General features: G+C 72.8%; 16 protein-coding genes. 11 read left to right on the top strand and 5 right to left on the bottom strand.

From position 1 onward, the window contains the following. Positions 1-91: 91 nt before the first annotated feature. From ABZ267_RS14120 to ABZ267_RS14095, 6 genes are all read left to right on the top strand, one after another. The gene (locus tag ABZ267_RS14120) at positions 92-1,129 is read left to right on the top strand and encodes an MBL fold metallo-hydrolase (RefSeq protein ID WP_356899715.1); all 1,038 of its coding nucleotides are present in this window, start codon (positions 92-94) and stop codon (positions 1,127-1,129) included. 448 nt (positions 1,130-1,577) lie between these two features. Further along, positions 1,578-2,846, top strand: a complete 1,269-nt coding sequence (locus tag ABZ267_RS14115) for a prenyltransferase/squalene oxidase repeat-containing protein (RefSeq protein ID WP_356752346.1) — start codon at positions 1,578-1,580, stop codon at positions 2,844-2,846. Continuing rightward, positions 2,843-3,529 carry an SCO2322 family protein gene (locus ABZ267_RS14110; RefSeq protein WP_356752344.1) on the top strand — a complete coding sequence of 229 codons (687 nt, stop codon included), beginning with the start codon at positions 2,843-2,845 and terminating at the stop codon, positions 3,527-3,529. The genes ABZ267_RS14115 and ABZ267_RS14110 overlap by 4 nt, the downstream gene beginning before the upstream one ends. Then, a complete protein-coding gene (locus ABZ267_RS14105) occupies positions 3,526-4,695 on the top strand; it encodes an energy-coupling factor transporter transmembrane protein EcfT (RefSeq protein ID WP_356752343.1) in 1,170 nt (389 codons plus the stop codon). Before ABZ267_RS14110 ends, ABZ267_RS14105 begins: the two co-directional genes overlap by 4 nt. Then, on the top strand, positions 4,692-6,401 hold the full coding sequence (locus ABZ267_RS14100) for an ATP-binding cassette domain-containing protein (RefSeq protein WP_356752341.1): 1,710 nt from the start codon (positions 4,692-4,694) through the stop codon (positions 6,399-6,401). Before ABZ267_RS14105 ends, ABZ267_RS14100 begins: the two co-directional genes overlap by 4 nt. Continuing rightward, complete coding sequence (locus ABZ267_RS14095; protein WP_356752338.1) at positions 6,398-7,234, top strand: ECF transporter S component; 837 nt, start codon at positions 6,398-6,400, stop codon at positions 7,232-7,234. The genes ABZ267_RS14100 and ABZ267_RS14095 overlap by 4 nt, the downstream gene beginning before the upstream one ends. A gap of 39 nt (positions 7,235-7,273) precedes the next feature. Here ABZ267_RS14095 and ABZ267_RS14090 read toward each other — a convergent pair whose 3' ends face one another. Then, positions 7,274-8,452, bottom strand: a complete 1,179-nt coding sequence (locus tag ABZ267_RS14090) for a steroid 3-ketoacyl-CoA thiolase (RefSeq protein ID WP_356752336.1) — start codon at positions 8,450-8,452, stop codon at positions 7,274-7,276. A gap of 291 nt (positions 8,453-8,743) precedes the next feature. On the opposite strand from ABZ267_RS14090, the gene ABZ267_RS14085 reads away from it, so the two are divergent. After that, positions 8,744-10,003 (top strand): cytochrome P450, encoded by a 1,260-nt coding sequence (locus ABZ267_RS14085; protein ID WP_356752334.1) that lies wholly within the window; start codon positions 8,744-8,746, stop codon positions 10,001-10,003. On the opposite strand, the gene ABZ267_RS14080 is transcribed toward ABZ267_RS14085, so the two are convergent. Continuing rightward, on the bottom strand, positions 9,973-12,063 hold the full coding sequence (locus ABZ267_RS14080) for a phosphatase PAP2 family protein (RefSeq protein ID WP_356752332.1): 2,091 nt from the start codon (positions 12,061-12,063) through the stop codon (positions 9,973-9,975). The genes ABZ267_RS14085 and ABZ267_RS14080 overlap by 31 nt on opposite strands. Positions 12,064-12,194: 131 nt before the next feature. Continuing rightward, complete coding sequence (locus ABZ267_RS14075; protein WP_356752330.1) at positions 12,195-13,328, bottom strand: serpin family protein; 1,134 nt, start codon at positions 13,326-13,328, stop codon at positions 12,195-12,197. 61 nt (positions 13,329-13,389) lie between these two features. On the opposite strand from ABZ267_RS14075, the gene ABZ267_RS14070 reads away from it, so the two are divergent. Continuing rightward, positions 13,390-13,878: a GNAT family N-acetyltransferase gene (locus ABZ267_RS14070; RefSeq protein WP_356752328.1), complete on the top strand. Its 489-nt coding sequence runs from the start codon at positions 13,390-13,392 to the stop codon at positions 13,876-13,878. A 27-nt stretch (positions 13,879-13,905) separates the two neighbouring features. Here the strand turns inward: ABZ267_RS14070 and ABZ267_RS14065 are convergent, their stop codons facing one another. Next, positions 13,906-15,996, bottom strand: coding sequence for an MFS transporter (locus tag ABZ267_RS14065; protein ID WP_356752326.1), 2,091 nt, complete (start codon positions 15,994-15,996; stop codon positions 13,906-13,908). A 199-nt stretch (positions 15,997-16,195) separates the two neighbouring features. Between ABZ267_RS14065 and ABZ267_RS14060 the strand changes: the two genes are divergently transcribed. Both ABZ267_RS14060 and ABZ267_RS14055 read left to right on the top strand, forming a co-directional pair. Continuing rightward, positions 16,196-17,317 (top strand): peptidoglycan-binding domain-containing protein, encoded by a 1,122-nt coding sequence (locus ABZ267_RS14060; protein ID WP_356752324.1) that lies wholly within the window; start codon positions 16,196-16,198, stop codon positions 17,315-17,317. Between the two features lie 183 nt (positions 17,318-17,500). After that, complete coding sequence (locus ABZ267_RS14055; protein ID WP_356752322.1) at positions 17,501-18,163, top strand: HAD-IA family hydrolase; 663 nt, start codon at positions 17,501-17,503, stop codon at positions 18,161-18,163. Positions 18,164-18,183: 20 nt separating this feature from the next. On the opposite strand, the gene ABZ267_RS14050 is transcribed toward ABZ267_RS14055, so the two are convergent. Then, complete coding sequence (locus ABZ267_RS14050) at positions 18,184-18,918, bottom strand: ABC transporter permease (protein WP_356752320.1); 735 nt, start codon at positions 18,916-18,918, stop codon at positions 18,184-18,186. A gap of 252 nt (positions 18,919-19,170) precedes the next feature. Between ABZ267_RS14050 and ABZ267_RS14045 the strand changes: the two genes are divergently transcribed. Beyond that, complete coding sequence (locus ABZ267_RS14045; RefSeq protein WP_356752318.1) at positions 19,171-19,815, top strand: HNH endonuclease family protein; 645 nt, start codon at positions 19,171-19,173, stop codon at positions 19,813-19,815. The last annotated feature ends 60 nt before the right edge of the window (positions 19,816-19,875 follow it).

Below are 19,875 nucleotides of genomic sequence, written 5' to 3'. Positions count from 1 at the left end.
TGGAACGAGTTCTCGTTAGAGTGGAGGCAGTTCACCGAGCAGAGACGGGGAGCCCATGACTCAGGTGCCGCAGGTAGCGCAGGAGCCGGACGTGCCGCAGGTGACCGACCACGGCGGTGGTGTCCACAGCATCCAGGTCCCCATCCCGGACAATCCGCTCGGCCACACGCTCGTGCACCTCGTCGACACCGACCGCGGGCCCGTCCTCATCGACACCGGCTGGGACGACCCGGCATCGTGGAACGCACTCACGGCCGGGCTCACCGCGCTCTCCACCTCCGTCGCCGACATCCACGGCATCGTCATCACCCACCACCATCCCGACCACCACGGCCTCTCCGGCCAGGTCCGCGAGGCGTCCGGGGCCTGGATCGCGATGCACGAGGCCGACACCGCGATCATCCGGCGCACCCGGGACGCCGAGCCCGGCACCTGGCTCGACTACCTCACCCGCAAGCTCGCCGACGTCGGCGCTCCCGACGACCACCTCGCGCCGCTCCTCGCCGCCCGCGACCAAGGACGGCTCCGGACCCTGCCCGGGCTGCGCGCCGCACTACCGGACCGCGACATCGTCCCCGGCGAGCTGCTCGACCTCGCCGGCCGGCGGCTCCGCGCCGTCTGGACGCCCGGCCACACTCCGGGCCACGTCTGCCTCCATCTGGAGGAACGGCATCCGGCGAATCTGCCGGGGCACGGGCGGCTCTTCTCCGGGGACCACCTGCTGCCCGGGATCAGCCCGCACATCGGGCTGTACGAGGACCCGGACGACACCGCCGTCACCGATCCGCTCGGCGACTACCTCGCCTCGCTGGAGCGGATCGGGCGGCTCGGAGTGGCCGAGGTGCTGCCCGCCCACCAGCACGCGTTCGCCGATGCGGGTGGACGCGTACGGGAGCTGCTGGTCCACCACGAGGAGCGGCTGGCCGGGCTGCTGGCGCTGCTCGCCGCTCCGCTCACGCCGTGGCAGCTGGCCGAGCGGATGACGTGGAACCGGCCCTGGGAGCAGATCCCGCACGGTTCGCGGTCCATCGCCGTGTCGGAGGCCGAGTCCCATCTGCGGCGGCTGGTCAAGCTCGGACGCGCGGAGGCGGTGCCCGGCAGCGACCCGGTCACCTACATCGCGGTGTGACCCGGCGACGTACGTACATCGTGGTGTGACCCGGCGACGTACGTACATCGCGGTATGACCAGGCGACGTCCGCACATCGCGGTGTGACCCGGCGACGTACCGACGCGAGCGGTCCGCCGCCCCCGGAAGGGACGCTACGGCCCGGTAGAGTGGGCAGGTCGTCATCATGCCCGTCCAGGGGGAAGCCGGTGCGAACCCGGCGGCCGCCCCAGCCGTGAGCCGTCCGAGCCGTCCGTCCGACGGCAGCCGGGACGCTCCGGCCGCGGAGCGTGAGCGGCCAGGGGCAGTGTGACCACGGGCCCCGCGGGCCATCGGGTTTCCGGTGGTCCAGGGTCACCGGAGCCCCGGTGGCCGGCACCGTCGAGGTATACCGAGGTATACGGGACCGGAGCCCGGTGCCCTCGTGCGTCCGGGAGAACCGGCCCCCGCAGGAGAGGCACAGCCCGCCATGACCGTACGCCGCAGCGCAGCCGCGCTCGCGACCACCGCCGTTCTTCTGGGCGCGGCCGCACCCGTCGCGGTCGCCCCCGTCGCGCTCGCCGCACCGACCCCGTCCCCGTCGGTCAAGCTGCCGCTCGGGCTCTACGGGACCACGGACCCCACGTACGACGGGGTGTGGCGGCAGTCGCTGGCCTTCCTCGCGCAGAAGATCGAGTACGTCACGCCGGCGAAGCAGTCCGTGGACTGGCTGCTGGAGCAGCAGTGCGACAGCGGCGCCTTCACCTCGTACCGGGACGACGCCTCCGCGCCGTGCGACGCCTCGACCGTGATGGACACCAACGCCACGGCCGCCGCCGTCCAGGCCTTCATCGAGCTGGGCCAGCACCGGGAGGCCGCCGACAACGGGGCCGACTGGCTGAAGTCCGTCCAGAACGAGGACGGCGGCTGGGGCTACAGCCCGGGCAGCCCGAGCGACGCCAACTCCACCGCCGTCGTGATCGGCGCCCTCGCCCGTACGAGCGTCCCGATCAGCGAGGTGACCACCGCCGACGGCAGCACCCCGTACACCGCGCTCCAGGCCCTCGCCATCCCGTGCGGGAAGAAGGACGGCGGCGCCTTCGCCTACCAGCCCGGCAAGAAGGGCGAGCTCGTCGCCAACAACGACGCGTCGGCCGCCGCCGTGCTCGGGCTGCTCGGCAGGGGCATGGCCGTCGGCGACGCCAACGCGGTGAAGGACCCCGTCTGCACGAAGGGCGACGACCTCACCGCCGAGCAGAGCGCGCAGAGCGGCGCCCACTACCTCGCCGCGACCCTCGCCGCCTCTCCTTACCTGGAGCAGCCGCCGATGCCGGGCGCCGAGGAGAGCGAGCCGCAGCCCGACTTCGGCAACACCGCGGACATGGTCGTCTCCCTCGCCGCCGCCGGGCACAAGGACAAGGCCGCCGCCTCGGTGGAGTGGCTGGAGAAGAACTCCAAGGCCTGGGCGCAGCAGGGCGGGCCCGCCGCGAGCGCGCAGCTGGTCTTCGCCGCGCACGCCACCGGCGCCGACGCCCGCGACTTCGGCGGTGTCGACCTGGTCGCCCAGCTCAACGGGACCGGCCCCGCTCCCGCCGTGACCGCGCCGCCGTCCCCGACGCCGACCGGTCCGCAGCCCTCCAGCGGCACCGAGAGCGAGGACGGCGGGCTCGGCCTGTGGTGGCTGGTCGGCCTCGGTCTGTTCTTCGGCGCGGGCATCGGCTTCCTGCTCTCCATGCGCCGGAAGAAGCAGCAGCCGTGACGCGAACCTCGTCGGCGCTGCTCCGGACTCCGGTCGCCGCTCTGCTCGCCGTCCTCCTCGCCGCCTCGGCCGTCCTGCTTGGAGCCGGTGGGGCTCAGGCGGCCGGGTACCGCTACTGGTCCTTCTGGGAGGCCGACGGCAAGAGCTGGGCGTACGCCACGCAGGGCCCGTCCCTCGTGCGTCCCGACGACGGTACGGTCCAGGGCTTCCGGTTCGCCGTCAGCGAGGACTCCTCCGACGCCGACCGGCCGCGCCGCGCGCCCGACTTCGCGGCGATCTGCGCGGACACCCCGGCGAAGGACGGCGCCAAGCGCGTCGCGCTGGTGATCGACCCCGGTACGGCGGAGGACGCCCCGAGCGGCGAGAAGCCGCCCGCGCCGCGCACCGCCTGCGCCCAGGTAGCGCCGGACGCCAGCAGCGCGGAGGCGCTCGCCTCGGTGGCGAAGCCGCTGCGGTACGACAGCAGCGCGATGATCTGTGCGGTCTCCGGCTATCCGAGGACCGGCTGCGGCGAGCAGGTGTCGGAGGACGGCAGCGGGAAGCCTTCCGCGCCTGCCGCCTCCTCGGCGCCCGTGACCGACGACGGTGACAGCGGCGGTCCCTCCGCCGGTCTCCTCGTCGGTATCGGGGCCATCCTGCTGCTGGGCGTCGCCGCCGTGTTCCAGGCCCGCCGGCGCCGATGACGTACGTCCCGGGGACGGCCCGGCTGCTCCGGCGTGCCCTGCACGCGCCCGAGGCGGGCCGCTCCAACGCGCTGCCCGCCGGGGCGTGGTGGCTGTGGGCGCTGGGACTGGCAACCGCCGCCTCCCGGACCACCAACCCGCTGCTGCTCGGCCTGCTGGTCGGCGTGGCCGGTTACGTGGTGGCGGCCCGGCGCACGGACGCGCCGTGGGCCCGTTCGTACGGAGCGTTCATCAAGCTCGGGCTCTTCGTCGTGGCGCTGCGGCTGCTCTTCTCCGTCTTCCTCGGCTCGCAGATCCCCGGCACGCACACCGTGTTCACGCTGCCCGAAGTGCCGCTGCCCGACTGGGCGCAGGGCGTGCGGATCGGTGGCCGGGTCACGGCGGAGCAGCTGGTCTTCTCGCTGTACGACGGGATGAAGCTGGCCGCGCTGCTGATCTGCGTCGGCGCGGCCAACTCGCTCGCCAACCCGGCCAGACTCCTGAAGTCCTTGCCCGGTGCGCTGTACGAGGTCGGGGTCGCCGTCGTCGTCGCGATGACGTTCGCTCCGAACATGGTCGCCGACGTGGTCCGGCTCCGCACCGCGCGGCGGCTGCGCGGACGGCCGACCGGTGGCGTGAAGGCGGTCGCGCAGATCGGACTGCCGGTGCTGGAAGGCGCGTTGGAGCGGTCGGTGGCGGTGGCCGCGTCGATGGACGCGCGTGGTTACGGGCGTACCGCCGAGGTTCCGCCGGCCGTCCGGCACACCACCGATGTGCTCACGCTCGGCGGGCTGCTCGGCGTGTGTGCGGGCACGTACGGGCTGCTGGCCGCGCAGGGAGCGGTGTGCGGGCTGCCGGTTCTGCTGGCGGGCCTCGTCGCGGCGATGGCGGGGCTGCGGCTGGGCGGGCGACGCTCGGTGCGGACCCGGTACCGGCCGGACCGGTGGGGTGTGCGGGCCTGGCTGGTGGCGGGGTCGGGTGCGGTGGTGGCGGCCGCGATGATCTGGGCGGGCTCCGTCGATCCGGAGGCGCTGCATCCCGGCGTCGTCCCGCTGACCGCGCCCGTGCTGCCGCTCTGGCCGGCGGCGGCCGTGCTGGTCGGGCTGCTGCCCGCGCTGGTCGCCCCGGTGCCGCCGTCTCCGCGCGGCCTTGAAGAACACGACCATCGCGGCAAGGAGCAGGCGTGATCAGGTTCGAGCAGGTCTCCGTGCGGTACGACGGAACGGACCGGCCCACGCTCTCCGGCGTCGATCTCGCGGTCCCGGAAGGTGAGTTGGTGCTGCTGGTCGGGCCGTCCGGAGTCGGCAAGTCGACGTTGCTCGGTACGGTGTCGGGGCTGGTGCCGCACTTCACCGGCGGGGTGCTGAGCGGCCGGGTCACGGTGGACGGGCGCGACACCCGCACGCACAAGCCGCGTGAACTGGCCGATCTGGTCGGCACGGTGGGCCAGGATCCGCCGGCCCACTTCGTCACGGACACGGTCGAGGACGAACTCGCTTACGGCATGGAGTCGTTGGGCCTGGCGCCGGACGTCATGCGCCGACGCGTGGAGGAGACGCTCGATCTGCTGGGCCTGGCCGAGCTGCGGGACCGGCCGATCGCGACGCTCTCGGGCGGCCAGCAGCAGCGGGTGGCGATCGGTTCGGTGCTGACCCCGCACCCGAAGGTGCTGGTCCTCGACGAGCCGACGTCCGCGCTGGACCCGGCGGCGGCCGAGGAGGTGCTGGCCGTACTGCAACGGCTGGTCCACGACCTCGGGACGACCGTGCTGATGGCCGAGCACCGGCTGGAGCGCGTGGTGCAGTACGCGGACCAGGTCGTCCTGCTGCCCGCGCCGGGAGCCGCTCCGGTGCTGGGTGCGCCCGCCGACATCATGGCGATCTCGCCGGTCCGGCCGCCGGTCGCCGAGCTGGGGCTGCTGGCGGGCTGGGATCCGCTGCCGCTCTCCGTACGGGACGCTCGGCGCGGGGCCGGTGAGCTGCGGGAACGGCTGGCGTCGGCCTCGCCGCCTGGACCTCCTGTGGACGTGAACGTGTCCGTCGCGGCCCCGACCGTATCCGCCGGCCCCCGTCCCGGACGGATCGCGCGGCTCCTGGGTCGTACGGGAGCCGTGGAAGCGCCCGGTCCCGCCGACCCCGTCACCCGGGTCGACGCGCTCAGCGTGCGGCGCGGGCGGATCGAGGCGCTGCGGCGGGTCACGCTGACCGTGGCGCCCGGCGAGACTGTGGCGCTGATGGGCCGTAACGGCGCCGGCAAGTCCACGCTGCTCGGCGCGCTCATCGGCATGCTCGAGCCCACCTCCGGCTCCGTACGCGTCGGCGGTCTGGCCCCGGCCCGTACCGATCCGCGCGCCATGATCCGCCGCGTCGGCCTCGTCCCGCAGGAGCCGCGCGATCTGCTGTACGCGGACACGGTGGCCGCCGAGTGCGCCGCCGCCGACCGGGACGCGGGCGCGGCGGAGGGCACCTGCCGGTCGCTGGTCAGCGAGCTGCTGCCGGGCGTGGAGGACGGCACGCATCCACGCGACCTCTCCGAGGGCCAGCGGCTCGCGCTCGCTCTCGCGCTGGTGCTGACGGCCCGGCCGCCGCTGTTGCTGCTGGACGAGCCGACCCGGGGTCTGGATTACGCGGCGAAGGGCCGGCTCGTCGGCGTCCTGCGGTCGCTGGCGGCCGAGGGCCACGCGATCGTCCTGGCCACGCACGATGTGGAGCTGGCGGCGGAGCTGGCCCACCGGGTGGTGATCCTCGCCGACGGAGAGGTCGTCGCGGACGGCCCGACCCGCCGCGTGGTCGTCTCCTCCCCCGCCTTCGCTCCGCAGACGGCGAAGATCTTGGCGCCGCAGGAGTGGCTGACCGTCTCGCAGGTGCGCGCGGCGCTGGAGGCGGACGCGTGAGTGTTACGGAGGAGGTGCGGGTGCGGGTGCGGGCTCCTCGGCCCGTGCGGCTCGGGCCGAAGTCGGTCGCCGCGCTGGTCCTGGTCAGTGCCGTCGGTGTGGTCGCCTTCGGGTGGCCGCTGCTGGCCGGTGCCGGGTCCGGGCTCGCGCATGCGCAGGACGCGCCGTGGCTGTTCGCCGCGCTGCTGCCGCTGCTGGTCGCGGTGGTGGTCGCGACGATCTCGGAGTCCGGCATGGACGCCAAGGCCGTCGCGATGCTCGGCGTGCTGGCGGCGGTCGGGGCCGCGCTGCGCCCGCTGGGAGCGGGGACGGCGGGCCTGGAGCCGATGTTCTTCCTGATGGTGCTGAGCGGGCGGGTGCTGGGGCCGGGCTTCGGGTTCGTGCTCGGCTCGGTGACCATGTTCGCGTCCGCTCTGCTCACGGGCGGGGTCGGGCCGTGGATGCCGTTCCAGATGCTGTCGATGGGCTGGTTCACGATGGGCGCGGGGCTGCTGCCGGGCGCGGAACGGCTGCGCGGCCGGGCCGAGCTGGCGCTGCTCGCGGTCTACGGGTCCGTGGCGGCGTTCGCGTACGGCACGATCATGAATCTGTACGGCTGGACGATCATCCCGGGTCTCGGCTCGGGCATCTCGTTCGTCGCGGGCGACCCGCTCCACGACAACCTGGTGCGCTTCCTCGCCTACTGCGCGGCGACCTCGCTGGGCTGGGACCTGGGCCGGGCGGTGCTCACCGTCGTCCTGACGCTGACGATCGGGCCGACGCTGCTGAAGGCGCTGCGGCGGGCGACCCGGCGAGCGGCGTTCGACGCGCGGGTGGGGTTCGAGAAGCCGTAGGGGTGGACGGCCCCCTGAGCTTCTGAAGCCTAGGAGCCGTTATAGCCGCTGGATGATCGTGCCGGTGGCCAGCGCGCCGCCCGCGCACATCGTGATCAGCGCGAACTCCTTGTCGCGGCGTTCCAGTTCGTGCAGGGCCGTGGTGATCAGGCGGGCTCCGGTCGCGCCGACCGGGTGGCCGAGCGCGATCGCGCCGCCGTTGACGTTGACCTTCTCCAGGCCGTCGAGGTCCGCCTCGAACTCCTGGGCCCAGCTCAGCACCACCGACGCGAACGCCTCGTTGATCTCGACGAGGTCGATGTCCTTGAGCGACATGCCCGCCTTGCCGAGCACCGCCCGGGTCGCGTCGATCGGACCGTCCAGGTGGAAGTGCGGGTCCGAGCCGACGAGCGCCTGCGCCACGATCCGGGCCCGTGCCTTGAGCTTCAGGGCCCGGGCCATCCGCTTGGAGGACCAGAGGATGGCCGCGGCCCCGTCCGATATCTGCGAGGAGTTGCCGGCGGTGTGGATCGCGCTCGGCATGACCGCCTTCAGGCCGGCGAGCGCGTCCATCGAGGTGTCGCGCAGCCCTTCGTCCCGGTCGACGAGCCGCCACATGCCCTGGCCGGCCGCCTGCTCCTCCTCGGTGGTCGGGACCTGGACGGCGTACGTCTCGCGCTTGAAGCGTTCCTCGGCCCAGGCCTCGGCCGCGCGCTGCTGCGAGCGGAGGCCGAGTGCGTCGACCCTGGCGCGGGCCAGGCCGCGTTCACGGGCGATGCGCTCGGCGGCCTCGAACTGGTTCGGCAGGTCGATGTTCCACTCGTCGGGCCAGGGCTTGCCCGGACCGTGTTTGGAGCCGCTGCCCAGCGGCACCCGCGACATCGCCTCGACACCGCAGCTGATGCCGACGTCGATGACTCCGGCGGCCACCATGTTGGCCACCATGTGCGAGGCCTGCTGCGAGGAGCCGCACTGACAGTCCACGGTGGTCGCGGCGGTCTCGTACGGCAGTCCCACGGCCAGCCAGGCGTTGCGGGCCGGGTTCATGGACTGCTCACCGGCGTGTGTGACGGTACCGCCGACGATCTGTTCGACGCAGTCGGCCTGGATGCCGGTGCGGCCGAGAAGTTCACGGTAGGTCTCGCCCAGCAGGTAGGCGGGGTGCAGGTTGGCGAGCGCGCCTCCACGCTTGCCGATCGGAGTGCGTACGGCTTCGACGATGACGGGTTCCGCGGCCATGAGCTCGTCCTCTCCTCGCGCTTCCGTCGGGGGCGTCCCGGCGCCCACGGAAGGAACTGGTACGCGTTCTAGTTCTGCATGCAGTCTCGTGACGGCGGCCCGGCTGCGCAAGGGGCGCGCACCGGCCGCGTACACCCCTGGCGTGCGCCCCTGCTTCAGGATTGCCGACTGCGCGGGACCGGCACGGGGAACGGATCCGGCCAGGACCCTTGCGACTTGTAGAACTCGTTACTACCTTGCGGGCAGATTCTGATGGAGCGTCAGACACAGGCTCGGAGTGGAGAGGTGCCCATGCGCTGCCCCCATCTTCCCGACGGGTTCGACTTCACCGACCCCGACCTCCTCCAATCCCGCGTACCGCACCCGGAGTTCGCGCTGATGCGGCGGACCGCGCCGGTCTGGTGGTGCACGCAGCCCGCCAACATCTCCGGCTTCGGCGACGAGGGCTACTGGGTCGCCACCCGGCATGCGGACGTCAAGTACGTTTCCACGCATCCCGAGTTGTTCTCCTCGAACACCAACACCGCGGTCATCCGCTTCAACGAGACCATCAGCCGCGACCAGATCGAGGTCCAGAAACTCATCATGCTCAACATGGACCCGCCGGAACACACCCGGGTCCGCCAGATCGTCCAGCGCGGCTTCACTCCGCGCGCCGTGCGCTCGCTGGAGCAGGCGCTGCGGGCGCGGGCCCGGTCCATCGTGGAGACCGCGCACGCGGCGGCGGCCGGGACCGACGGATCGTTCGACTTCGTCACGAACATCGCGGTGGAGCTGCCGCTCCAGGCGATCGCCGAGCTCATCGGCGTACCGCGGGAGGACCGGTCCAGGCTCTTCGACTGGTCCAACAAGATGGCCGCGTACGACGATCCCGAGTACGCGATCACCGAGGAGGCCGGCGCCGAGGCGGCGATGGAGATCGTGGCGTACTCGATGAACCTGGCGGCGGCCCGCAAGGAGTGTCCGGCCCAGGACATCGTGAGCCGGCTGGTCGCGGCGCAAGGCGAAGGCAACCTGTCCTCCGACGAGTTCGGGTTCTTCGTGATCCTGCTCGCGGTGGCCGGCAACGAGACCACCCGTAACGCGATCAGCCACGGCATGCACGCCTTCCTCACCCATCCCGAGCAGTGGGAGCTCTACAAGCGCGAGCGTCCGAAGACGACCGCCGAGGAGATCGTGCGCTGGGCGACGCCGGTGGTCTCCTTCCAGCGGACCGCCACGCAGGACGTGGAGCTCGGCGGTCAGCGGATCCGGCAGGGCGAGCGGGTCGGGCTGTTCTACTCCTCGGCCAACAACGATCCCGAGGTCTTCGACGCACCGGAGACGTTCGACATCACCCGCGACCCCAACCCGCACCTCGGCTTCGGTGGCGGCGGGCCGCATTTCTGCCTCGGCAAGTCGCTGGCCGTGATGGAGATCGACCTGATCTTCAACGCCATCGCGGACGTGCTGCCCGATCTGCGGCTCCTGGAGGACCCGCGGCGGCTGCGCTCGGCCTGGCTCAACGGGATCAAGCAGCTTCAGGTGCGTACGTCCGCCGCCGGTTCCTGACTCCGGCCGCCGACCTCGGCGCGTACGGGTTCAGGAGCGGGCTCTGTCGTCGGCGGCTTCTCCTCCGTCACCAACTTCCGTGGCCCGGCCAGCAGATACGTCAGCCCGAAGCCCGCGAAGACGACCAGCGCACCGCCGGCCGCGTCCAGCACCCAGTGGTTGGCGGTCGCCACGATCGCGGCGATGGTGAAGAGCGGGTGGAGCAGGCCGAGCGCCTTCATCCACATCTTCGGGGCCAGTATCGCGATCACCACTCCGCACCACAGCGACCAGCCGAAGTGCAGCGACGGCATGGCCGCGTACTGGTTGGTGAGCGTGGTGAGCGTGCCGTAGTCGGGCTTCGCGAAGTCCTGGACGCCGTGGATGGTGTCGATGAAGCCGAGGCCGGGCATGAGGCGCGGCGGGGCCAGCGGGTAGAGCCAGAAGCCGACGAGCGCCAGCAGCGTCGCGAAGCCGATGGAGGAGCGGGCCCAGCGGTAGTCGGTGGGGCGGCGCACGTACAGCACGCCGAGGATGGCAAGCGGGATGATGAAGTGGAAGGTCGAGTAGTAGTAGTCGAAGAACTCGCGCAGCCAGGTGATCTCCACGACCGTGTGGTTGACCCGGAGTTCGATGTCGATGTGCAGCCACTGCTCGATGGCGTGGATCTGCCGGCCGTGCTCCTCGGCGACCGGGCGGCCGGCGGTGGCGGCGAGGCGGACCTGGGCGTACGCGGAGTAGACGACGCGGATGAGCAGCAGTTCCAGCAGGAGGTTCGGGCGGTGGAGCGCCCGGCGCCAGAACGGCAGGAGCGGTACGCGTCTCCAGCGCGCGGCGACCGGTTTCGCGTGGTCGGTGGGGCTGGGCCGCTGCCAGTACGGCGAGGTGCGCGGCAGGAACGGCGCGGCGCAGGCCGCGGCGAGCGCCACCAGGAGCAGGCCGTTGTCCCGTACGAAGGTGAGCGGCCCGACGTTCGGGAGGAGCATCTTGCCGGGAAGCGTGAGGACGAGCACCACGACGGCGGGCCAGACCAGCCGGTCGGAGGCGCGCTTGCCGACCCGGCCGACGACGGCGAGGAGCACCCAGAGGAGCTGGTGCTGCCAGGCGGTCGGCGCGATGGCCACGACGACGCATCCGGTCACGGCGACGGCGAGGAGCAGCTGGCCGTCCTGCGCGTAGCGGACCGCGCGGCGCACACCGACGACGACGACCGCGACGGCGAGCACGGGGAACAGAGCGATCTCGGCCGGTCCTTCGAGGCCGAGCCGGAGCAGCGCGCCGTGCAGCGACTGGTTGGCCAGGCTGTCCGGCCGCTCACCGAGCCCGGCGCCCGCGACATGGTGCACCCAGTACGTCCACGAGTCCTCCGGCACCGCGGCCCAGGCAGCGGCCGTGCAGAAGGCGAAGGTGGCGAGCGAGAGTGCCGAGGCCCGCCGCTTCCCGGTCAGCCAGAGCAGCGCCGCGAAGAGGAGGAGCGTCGGCTGGAGAGCGGCGGCGAGGCCGACGAGGACGCCTCGCAGCCGGTGGTCCCGGACGGCGAAGCAGGCCAGCAGCACCAAGAGGACCGGCAGGATGCTGGTCTGGCCGAGGTGGAGGGTGTTGCGGACCGGCAGCGACAGCATGAGCAGAGTGATCGCGACGGGCACGGCGAGCAGCGCCGTACGCCGGCCGACCGGTGCGGGCAGAGCACGGGCGGCGACGACACCGAGGGCCGCGACCAGGAGCAGGGTGCCGAAGGTCCAGGCGATGCCGAGGGCCGCCTCGGCCGACGCGGTGAGCGGCTTCAGCACCAGACCGGCGAAGGGCGTGCCGGTGAACCGGCCGCTGTCGTACAGCGAGCCCGTCACCCGCAGGACACCGTTCTCGCCGATCCAGGTCTCCAGATCGGTGAGCCGTTCGCCGGGCGGCTGCCGCAGCACCACCGCCATCTGCCGTACCGCCAGCACGGCCACGACCAGCCAGAGCGCGGCCCGGGTCAGCCCGGTCCTCGTCTCCGTACTCGTCATCGCGTCCGCCACCGCGCCACCGCGCACACTGTGATCCGCGTTCGCCACGCTGCGCCGCCCCTCCCACCGTTCCATGCCCCGCCCCTTCGACTCGGGGCAGTGCCGGATGAAGCCTCGCATCGCCCTACGAGGTAGACACAATCAACCCCCTCTTTGCCTGACTGTCATCATCCTTCGGTCCGGAGGAACGCTGTCCGGAAGGACGATCAAGTGTGTGCCGGGCCGGCGGGGATGTCCGCCTGCCAGGCGGCGAAGAGCGGGACGTCGGTGCCGGCCGGCAGGACGACGATGCCGAACGGGCGGTCGAAGGCGAGGCGCAGGAGCCGCTGCTGCGGCGGGGCCGCGCTGCCGGCCCGCATCGCGACCACGGTCACCGCCGCGGCCTCCACGCCTTCCTCGGCGACCTTCAGCACGGCTTCCTGGACCACGTCGGAGATGGCGAGCGGCTGAGGCGAGAGGCCGGAGAAGTCGGCCGCGTCGGAGGTGGCCAGCCGGACGCCGAGCGCGGGCAGCTGTGCGGTGACGGCGATGCGGGTACGGAGGGTGAGGCGCGGCAGCGCGATGGTCACCAGGTCCGCCTCCGGCCGGCTTCCCGCGGCCCGGTCCGCCCAGCCGGCCGGCAGCACCTGGCCGGCGCCCGCGCCGGGCTCGCCGAGGACGAACCTGACCCGGGCTCCACCGCCGGAGGCGCCTGAGGTGCAGCGCAGTTCGACGACGTACGCGCCGTCCACCGTCCACACGTCGGCGAGCGGCACGCTCCTCGTCATGGTCGGCACCGGGCGGGTCGTGCCGGACGCGTCGGTGAACGGCAGGTCCCGGGTCAGCCAGGCCTCGAACGGCTTCTCCCAGCGAGCCTTCAGCACCAGGACGTTGACCAGAGCGAGCAGCGTCCCGTCGGTGATCTCCAGCGGCAGCCGCTCGATCAGCCCGCCGCTGGTCTCCCGTACCCAGGCGTCGGCGGCGGCCGGGTCCATCACGTCGTCGAACCGGACGTCCGGCAGCGCCTCGCGGTACGCGTCCCGTACCGGCACCCGGCTCCACACCCGGGTCGCCACCTCCAGCGCACCGGTCAGCGCCAGTTCACGGGCCGCCGCCGTCACGGCGGGTGCCGCCTCCCGGTCCGCCGTACCGAGCAGCGCCCGCAGTTCCCGGGCGGTCTCGCCGCGCGATCCGGCGGCCACGGCGGCGAGCGCCAGCCACAGCCCGGCGGGCGAGCAGACGAAGCTGTCACCGTCCGCCGGCTTCCCGGTGGCGAGCGCGTCCCGTATCCAGCGGTCGGCGAGATGCCGGACGGCCAGGGCCCGCGTCGTGGCGTCGGCGTCCGCGGTAGGTCGGTTCACTGGTGCCCCCTGCACATCAATCGCGTCGTCCTTCGGCCGTGAGGGAGCAAGAATGCCGCACATGACCTGGACCGTGACCGCCGAACGCTTCGATTCCGCCGACGCCACCGCGCTGCGCCGCGACTACTACGACGAGGTGGCGAGCCGCTACTGGCAGCGGCCCGCCACCGACGCGGAGATAGCCGAGGGGCTGGCCGACGACGGCGCGGACCTGCTGCTGCCGCCGACCGGTCAGTTCGTCGTGGGCCGCCACGAGGGCAAGGCGGCGAGCTGCGCCGGGCTGGTGCTGACGGAGGAGGCCGTGCCGGGTTCGGCGGAGCTGACGCGGGTGTACGTACGCCCGGCGTTCCGGTCCACGGGCGGTGGCGGGCTGCTGCTGGCGGCGGTCGAGGAGGAGGCGCGGGCGCTCGGCGTACGGCTGCTCCGGCTGGACACCCGTCTCGACCTGGTCGAGGCGCGCGGCCTGTACGCGAAGCACGGTTACGCGGAGGTGCCGGCCTTCCACCGGCGCAATCCGTACGCGGAGGTCTGGTTCGCGAAGGAGCTGTGAGGGCCTGTCCTCGCGGGCACGGGCCGGTCAGGGCCGGTCGTCGTCCCGGCGGTCCCGGCGGTCGATGTCGTGGTGCCGGTCCGCCGCGTGGTCGCGCGGCGGTGCCGGCATGTGCGGGCGCTCCTTGCTCGACCCGCTGACCTCCGCCGTCAGCTCGGCCACGAGCTTGACCAGGTCGGTGGGACGCTCGGGCCCCCACCAGTCGCCCAGCAGCTCCGCGAGGGAGTCCTCCCGGGCCTGCGAGAGCCGCACCACGGCCTCGGCGCCCGTGTCGGTCAGGATCATCTGGAGTCCCTCGCGGCGGGCCAGTCCGCGCTCCTCCACCTGGCGGGCCGCCTCGGTGATCACCCGTAGCGGTACGGGCGCCACCTCCGCGAGCCGCGCGGGCTCGACCGTGCCGTGGCGCTTGATCCGCAGCAGCAGCCAGCTGGCGGCGGGCAGCAGGTCGTAGCCGGCGCGCGCGGTGATCTTCTCGTAGATCTCCCGGCGGCCCTCACGGGTCGCGAGCACCGAGAGTGCGCGGGCGCACTCGTCGTACGAGGAACGCTCCACCGGGTTGGAGGCGAGGGTCTGGCTGGTGTCGGGAGCGGTCACCGAGCCGCGGAGCTTGTCCTCGCGCAGGAACCAGGCCAGTACGAAGGCGAGGAGGACGACGGGTGCCGCGTACAGGAAGACGTCCGTGATGGAGGTGGAGTACGCGTCGAGGATCGAGGGGCGCAGGTCGGCCGGGAGCATCTGGATGGAGCGGGGGTCGGCCGCCAGCCGGTCGGCGTCGACGCCCGGTGGCAGGGACCGGCCGGCGAGGGCGCTGTCGAGCTGGCCGGTGAGCCGGTTGGTGAAGACGGTGCCGAAGATGGCCACGCCGAAGGAGGCGCCGATGGAGCGGAAGAAGGTCGCGCCGGAGGTGGCGACTCCGAGATCCTGGTAGGAGACGGCGTTCTGCACGACGAGGACGAGGACCTGCATGACGAGGCCGAGTCCGGCGCCGAAGACGAAGAAGCAGAGGCTCATCTCCCAGGTGGAGCTGGACGGGGTGAGCCGGTGGAGCAGGAGCAGGCCGGCGGCGGTGAGGGCGGTGCCCGCGAGCGGGAAGACCTTCCAGCGGCCGGTGCGGCTGACGATCTGGCCGGAGGCGGTCGAGGTGAGCAGCAGGCCGAGGACCATCGGCAGCATGTGCACACCGGACATGGTCGGGGTGATGCCGTGGACCACCTGGAGGAACGTCGGCAGGTAGGTCATCGCGCCGAACATCGCGAAGCCGATGACGAAGCTGATCACGGCGACGAGGCTGAAGGTCCTGACCCGGAAGAGTTTCAGCGGCAGCACCGGTTCCGCCGCCCGCCGCTCGACGGCGACGAACGCGATCAGCAGCACCACGGCGAGCACCGCCAGCGCGATGATCTGCACCGATCCCCAGGCCCAGGTCGTGCCGCCGAGGGACGCCACGAGGATCAGGCAGGTGGCGACGGAGGCGATGAGGAAGGTGCCGAGGTAGTCGATGGTGTGCTTCTCGCGGTGGACCGGGATGTGCAGCACGGCCGCGATGACGAGCAGCGCGACGACGCCGATCGGCAGGTTGATGTAGAACACCCAGCGCCAGCTGAGGTGCTGGGTGAAGAACCCGCCGAGCAGCGGCCCGAGCACGCTCGTCGCTCCGAAGACGGCGCCGAACAGGCCCTGGTACTTGCCGCGTTCGCGCGGTGTGACGAGGTCTCCGACGATCGCCATCGAGAGCACCATGAGCCCGCCGCCGCCGAGCCCCTGGAGAGCCCGGAAGCCGATGAGCTGAGGCATGTTCTGGGCCATGCCGCAGAGCGCGGAGCCGATCAGGAAGATGACGATCGCGGTCTGGAAGAGCTTCTTGCGGCCGTACTGGTCGCCGAGCTTGCCCCAGAGCGGTGTCGCCGCCGTCGCCGCCAGCAGGTAGGCGGTGACCACCCAGGAGAGGTGGTCCAGGCCGCCGAGCTCGCTGACGATGGTCGGCAGCGCGGTGGAGACGATGGTCTGATCGAGTGCCGCGAGCAGCATGCCGAGGAGCAGTGCGCCGATCGCCACCAGGACGGTCCGGCGGGACTGTCCCTCGCCGGGGACCACGGGCGGGCTCAGCTGCTGGGCCATGGGCGTCTCCTCGGTCCGCTGCGATCCACCGCAGCCCGATCCACTGCGATCTGCTGATCCACTACACCCCCATCCTGGCCGTTCTGCCCTGTTATGGCCTGCCGAGCGCCGCCCGTGGTCCGTCGCGGGCCGGTGGGGCATTGGGGTTCGCCGGAGCGGGCTGCATAATCGCAGGCAGTTCAAGGGGAGGGGACCCACGATGACCGGACACGCATGCCCGGAGTGCGGCAGACGGACGGCAGGCGAGCCCGGCACGGAGCACCGGGTGCCCTGCCGGTGCGGTACGGACACGGGCGCGCCGCAGCTCACCGGGGACGAGCTGCGCGCCGCCCGCTCGGCGGAGATGGCCGCGGCGGAGGACTTCGACCCGCTGCGGATCAGGCCGTACGTGACGCTGGGAGACGGCACGGGGCCGGAGGGCCGGGACGGCTCGGAGGGGCCGGCGCGGGACGCTTCGGGCGATGCCGCGACGACCATGCCGCTGCATCCGGGCGGTGGAGTGGATTCCCGTACGGGAGTGGGTGCGGGACCGGGACCGGGAGCCGGCGCGGACTCCCGTACGAGTGTGGGTACGGGCTCCGAGTCCGGTGCCGGGCCGGCCTTCGGTACGGGACCCACCTTCGGCGCGACCTCGGGCGTCCACGCCACCGCGCCCCCAGGAGCCGCCGATCCCGTGCAGCCGCGCCGCAGGCGTCCCTTCGCGGCCCTGGCCGTAGGCGCGGCCGTGGCGGCGGTGGTCGGGACGGCGGCCTTCGCCGGCGGGCTCTTCGACCGGGACGGGAGCCAGGACGAGGCGGTGCCGGAGGCGACCACGAGCGCCCCGGACACCGCGGACGAGCCCGCCGCCTCCGTGGCCCCGGCCCCGTCCACCTCCTCCGCCTCGGCCGCTCCGTCCCGTACCGCATCGGCCTCGCTCACCCCTTCCGCCTCCGCCTCCCCGTCACCTTCCGTCTCGCCCTCCGCCTCGAAGAGCGCCGAGCCGAGCCCGACCGCCTCCGCCACGGCGACGCCGTCGCCCGACGCGCCGTCCGCCTCGGCGACCGGTGAGGCGGCGCCGCCGTCCGACGCGCCGCCGGCCGAGCTGGCCCCTTCCTCGCTGCGGCGCGGCGACCAGGGCCCACAGGTGGCCGTGTTGCAGAACCGGCTCCAGGAGGTGTGGCTCTACCACGGCGACGCGGACGGGAACTTCACCGACCGGGTCGAGAACGCCGTACGGATCTACCAGTCGTACAAGGCGATCGAAGGCGATCCGGCCGGTGTGTACGGGCCGAACACCCGGCGCGCGCTGGAGGCGGAGACGAGCGGGCGAGGGCGCGGCTGACCGGTGGCACGGCGTTTCCGGGCCGGACGGGCCGGCGGGATTGGCTTTCCGGCCCAGGTTTTTGTATCTTCGTGGAACAAAGTAGCTCCCGCCCGCACTCCCTGACCGGCGGGCGGGGCTGCTCTGGTCCTCAGCACCGCCGTACCACCGCACCACCATCCCCCCGCGCTCTGGAGCCAGCCGATGTCGGCCACCGTCCTCACCGCAAGCGCCCTCCTCCTGGACATGGACGGCACCCTCGTCAACTCCGACGCGGTCGTCGAGCGCTGCTGGCGCCGGTGGGCGCTCGAGCACGGACTGGATCCCGAGGCCGCTCTCCAGGTGGTCCACGGCCGCCAGGGGTACGCCACGATGGCCGTCCTGCTCCCGGACCGCCCCGTCGAGGAGAACTACGCCGACAACCGCTTGATGCTCGCCGAGGAGACCGCCGACGTCGACGGCGTGGTCCCGGTCGGCGGCGCCGCCGCGTTCATGGCCACGATCGCCGACCTCCCGCACGCCTTGGTGACCTCGGCCGACAGCGCGCTCGCGACGGCCCGGATGGGCGCGGCCGCACTGCCGATGCCCGCCGTCCGCGTCACCGCCGAACAGGTCGGCGCCAGCAAGCCGGACCCTGAAGGCTTCCTCAAGGGTGCGGCGGAGCTGGGCTTCGGCGCGGCGGACTGCATCGTGTTCGAGGACTCCGAGGCGGGCATCGCGGCGGGCCGTGCGGCCGGTATGCGGGTCGTCGGCGTCGGCCCGCGCGCCGCGGCCCTGTCGCCGGACGCGCACGTCGAGGACCTGACGCGGATCCGGGTGGAGGCGGCCGAGGACGGCACGATCCGCCTGCACATCGGCGCCGCCTGAACCTCCACGAGCGCCGGCGCTCACGCCCGGTGCAGCCACCCGCGCGCGACCAGCTCCAGCACCACCGCGACGGCCACCACCTGCACCGCCATCAACGCCACCAGGACGAAGAGCTGCACGGCGCCCGCCTCCACCGGTGAGGCGCCGCCCAGCAGCATGCCCACGAACGCTCCCGGCAACGTGACGAGCCCCACCGTCCGCGTCTGGTCGAGCCCCGGCAGCAGCGCGTCCGACGCGGCCGGCCGTACGATCTCCAGCCGCGCGTCCCGGTCGAGCAGCCCGAGCGCCATTCCCGCCTCCACCTCCCCGTAACGGGTGGTGAGTTCGTCCAGCGCGCGCCGCCCGCCGAGCACGGTCGCGGTGAGCGCCCCTCCGATGAGGATGCCCGCCACCGGGATGAGCGCCAGGCCCCGGACCGGCACCAGCCCGGTGGCCAGCAGCAGCCCGACCACCGGCAGCGCCCCGGCCCCGATCGGCACGGCCGCCCACCACCAGGTGCGGTTACGGGTGAGGCGGCGGCCCGCCGTCCAGGCGGCCACGGCGAACATCAGCACCAGGAACCCGAGCAGCGGCCCCAGCCGCTGGGCCACCCAGCCGATCAGCAGCGAGACCGCGGCGAGTTGGGCCGCGGCCCGCACCCCGGCCACCAGGATCTCGCGCGACCGGCCCAGCCGGGCCCACGCGGCGACAGCGGCGGCGAGGACCGACAGGACGACGAGGACGACCCCGAGGGCCGGCGTGACCGGTAGCAGCACGAGGCAACGATAGAGCCGCCGAGTATCGCTCCGCCCTCCGCACCGAAGCACCCCGGAGCCCCTGGCCGCGCAACTCCCTTCACGCACCGGGCAGTCGGTTCACTCCCGCACGCCCCGTCACACCTCTTGATGTGACGTGCACATGTCGCCACTCTGTTACCTGACGCCCACCCCCAGGAAACCTGGCGCCGCCACGCTGGCCGGGCTCCACCCGCCGCCCGCCCAAGCACCCCCCACCCCAAGGGAGTTCGCATGTTCGGTATCTACGCGCGTCGCTCGGCCGTCGCCGCCGCCACCGCCACCCTCGCCGCCACCTCCGTCCTGCTCACCGCCCCGACCGCCCAGGCCGCCCTCCCCACCCCGGTCAGCGCGGCGACCGCGCGCACCTACCTCGGCCAGCTCACCGTCGGCGCCGAGGGCTCCTCCAGCGGCTACAGCCGCGACAAGTTCCCGCACTGGATCACGCAGTCCGGCGCCTGCAACACGCGCGAGGTCGTCCTCAAGCGCGACGGCACGAACGTCCAGCAGGACGCCTCCTGTGCCGCCGTAAGCGGCAGTTGGTACTCGCAGTACGACGGCGCCACCTGGAGCGCCGCCTCCGATGTGGACATCGACCACATGGTCCCGCTCGCCGAGGCCTGGCGCTCCGGCGCGAGCGGCTGGTCCAACACCCAGCGCCAGTCCTTCGCCAACGACCTGACGCGTCCGCAGCTCATCGCGGTCACCGACAACGTCAACCAGGCCAAGGGCGACAAGGACCCGGCCAAGTGGATGCCGCCGCGCGCCGCGTACAAGTGCACCTACGTCCGCGCGTGGGTCCACGTGAAGCACCACTACGGCCTGAGCGTGGACTCCGCCGAGAAGTCCGCCCTGCAGACGGCCCTGAACGGCTGCTGACCCCGCGACCCCGGCCGCTGGAACACGTGCGCCCTCCTCCGTCGTTCTGTACGTTACGGA

It is taken from the genome of Streptomyces sp. NPDC006174 (genome assembly GCF_040614075.1).
In the GTDB taxonomy this organism is placed as follows: Bacteria; Actinomycetota; Actinomycetes; order Streptomycetales; family Streptomycetaceae; genus Streptomyces.
This window is presented reverse-complemented; position numbering and strand designations above follow the sequence as displayed.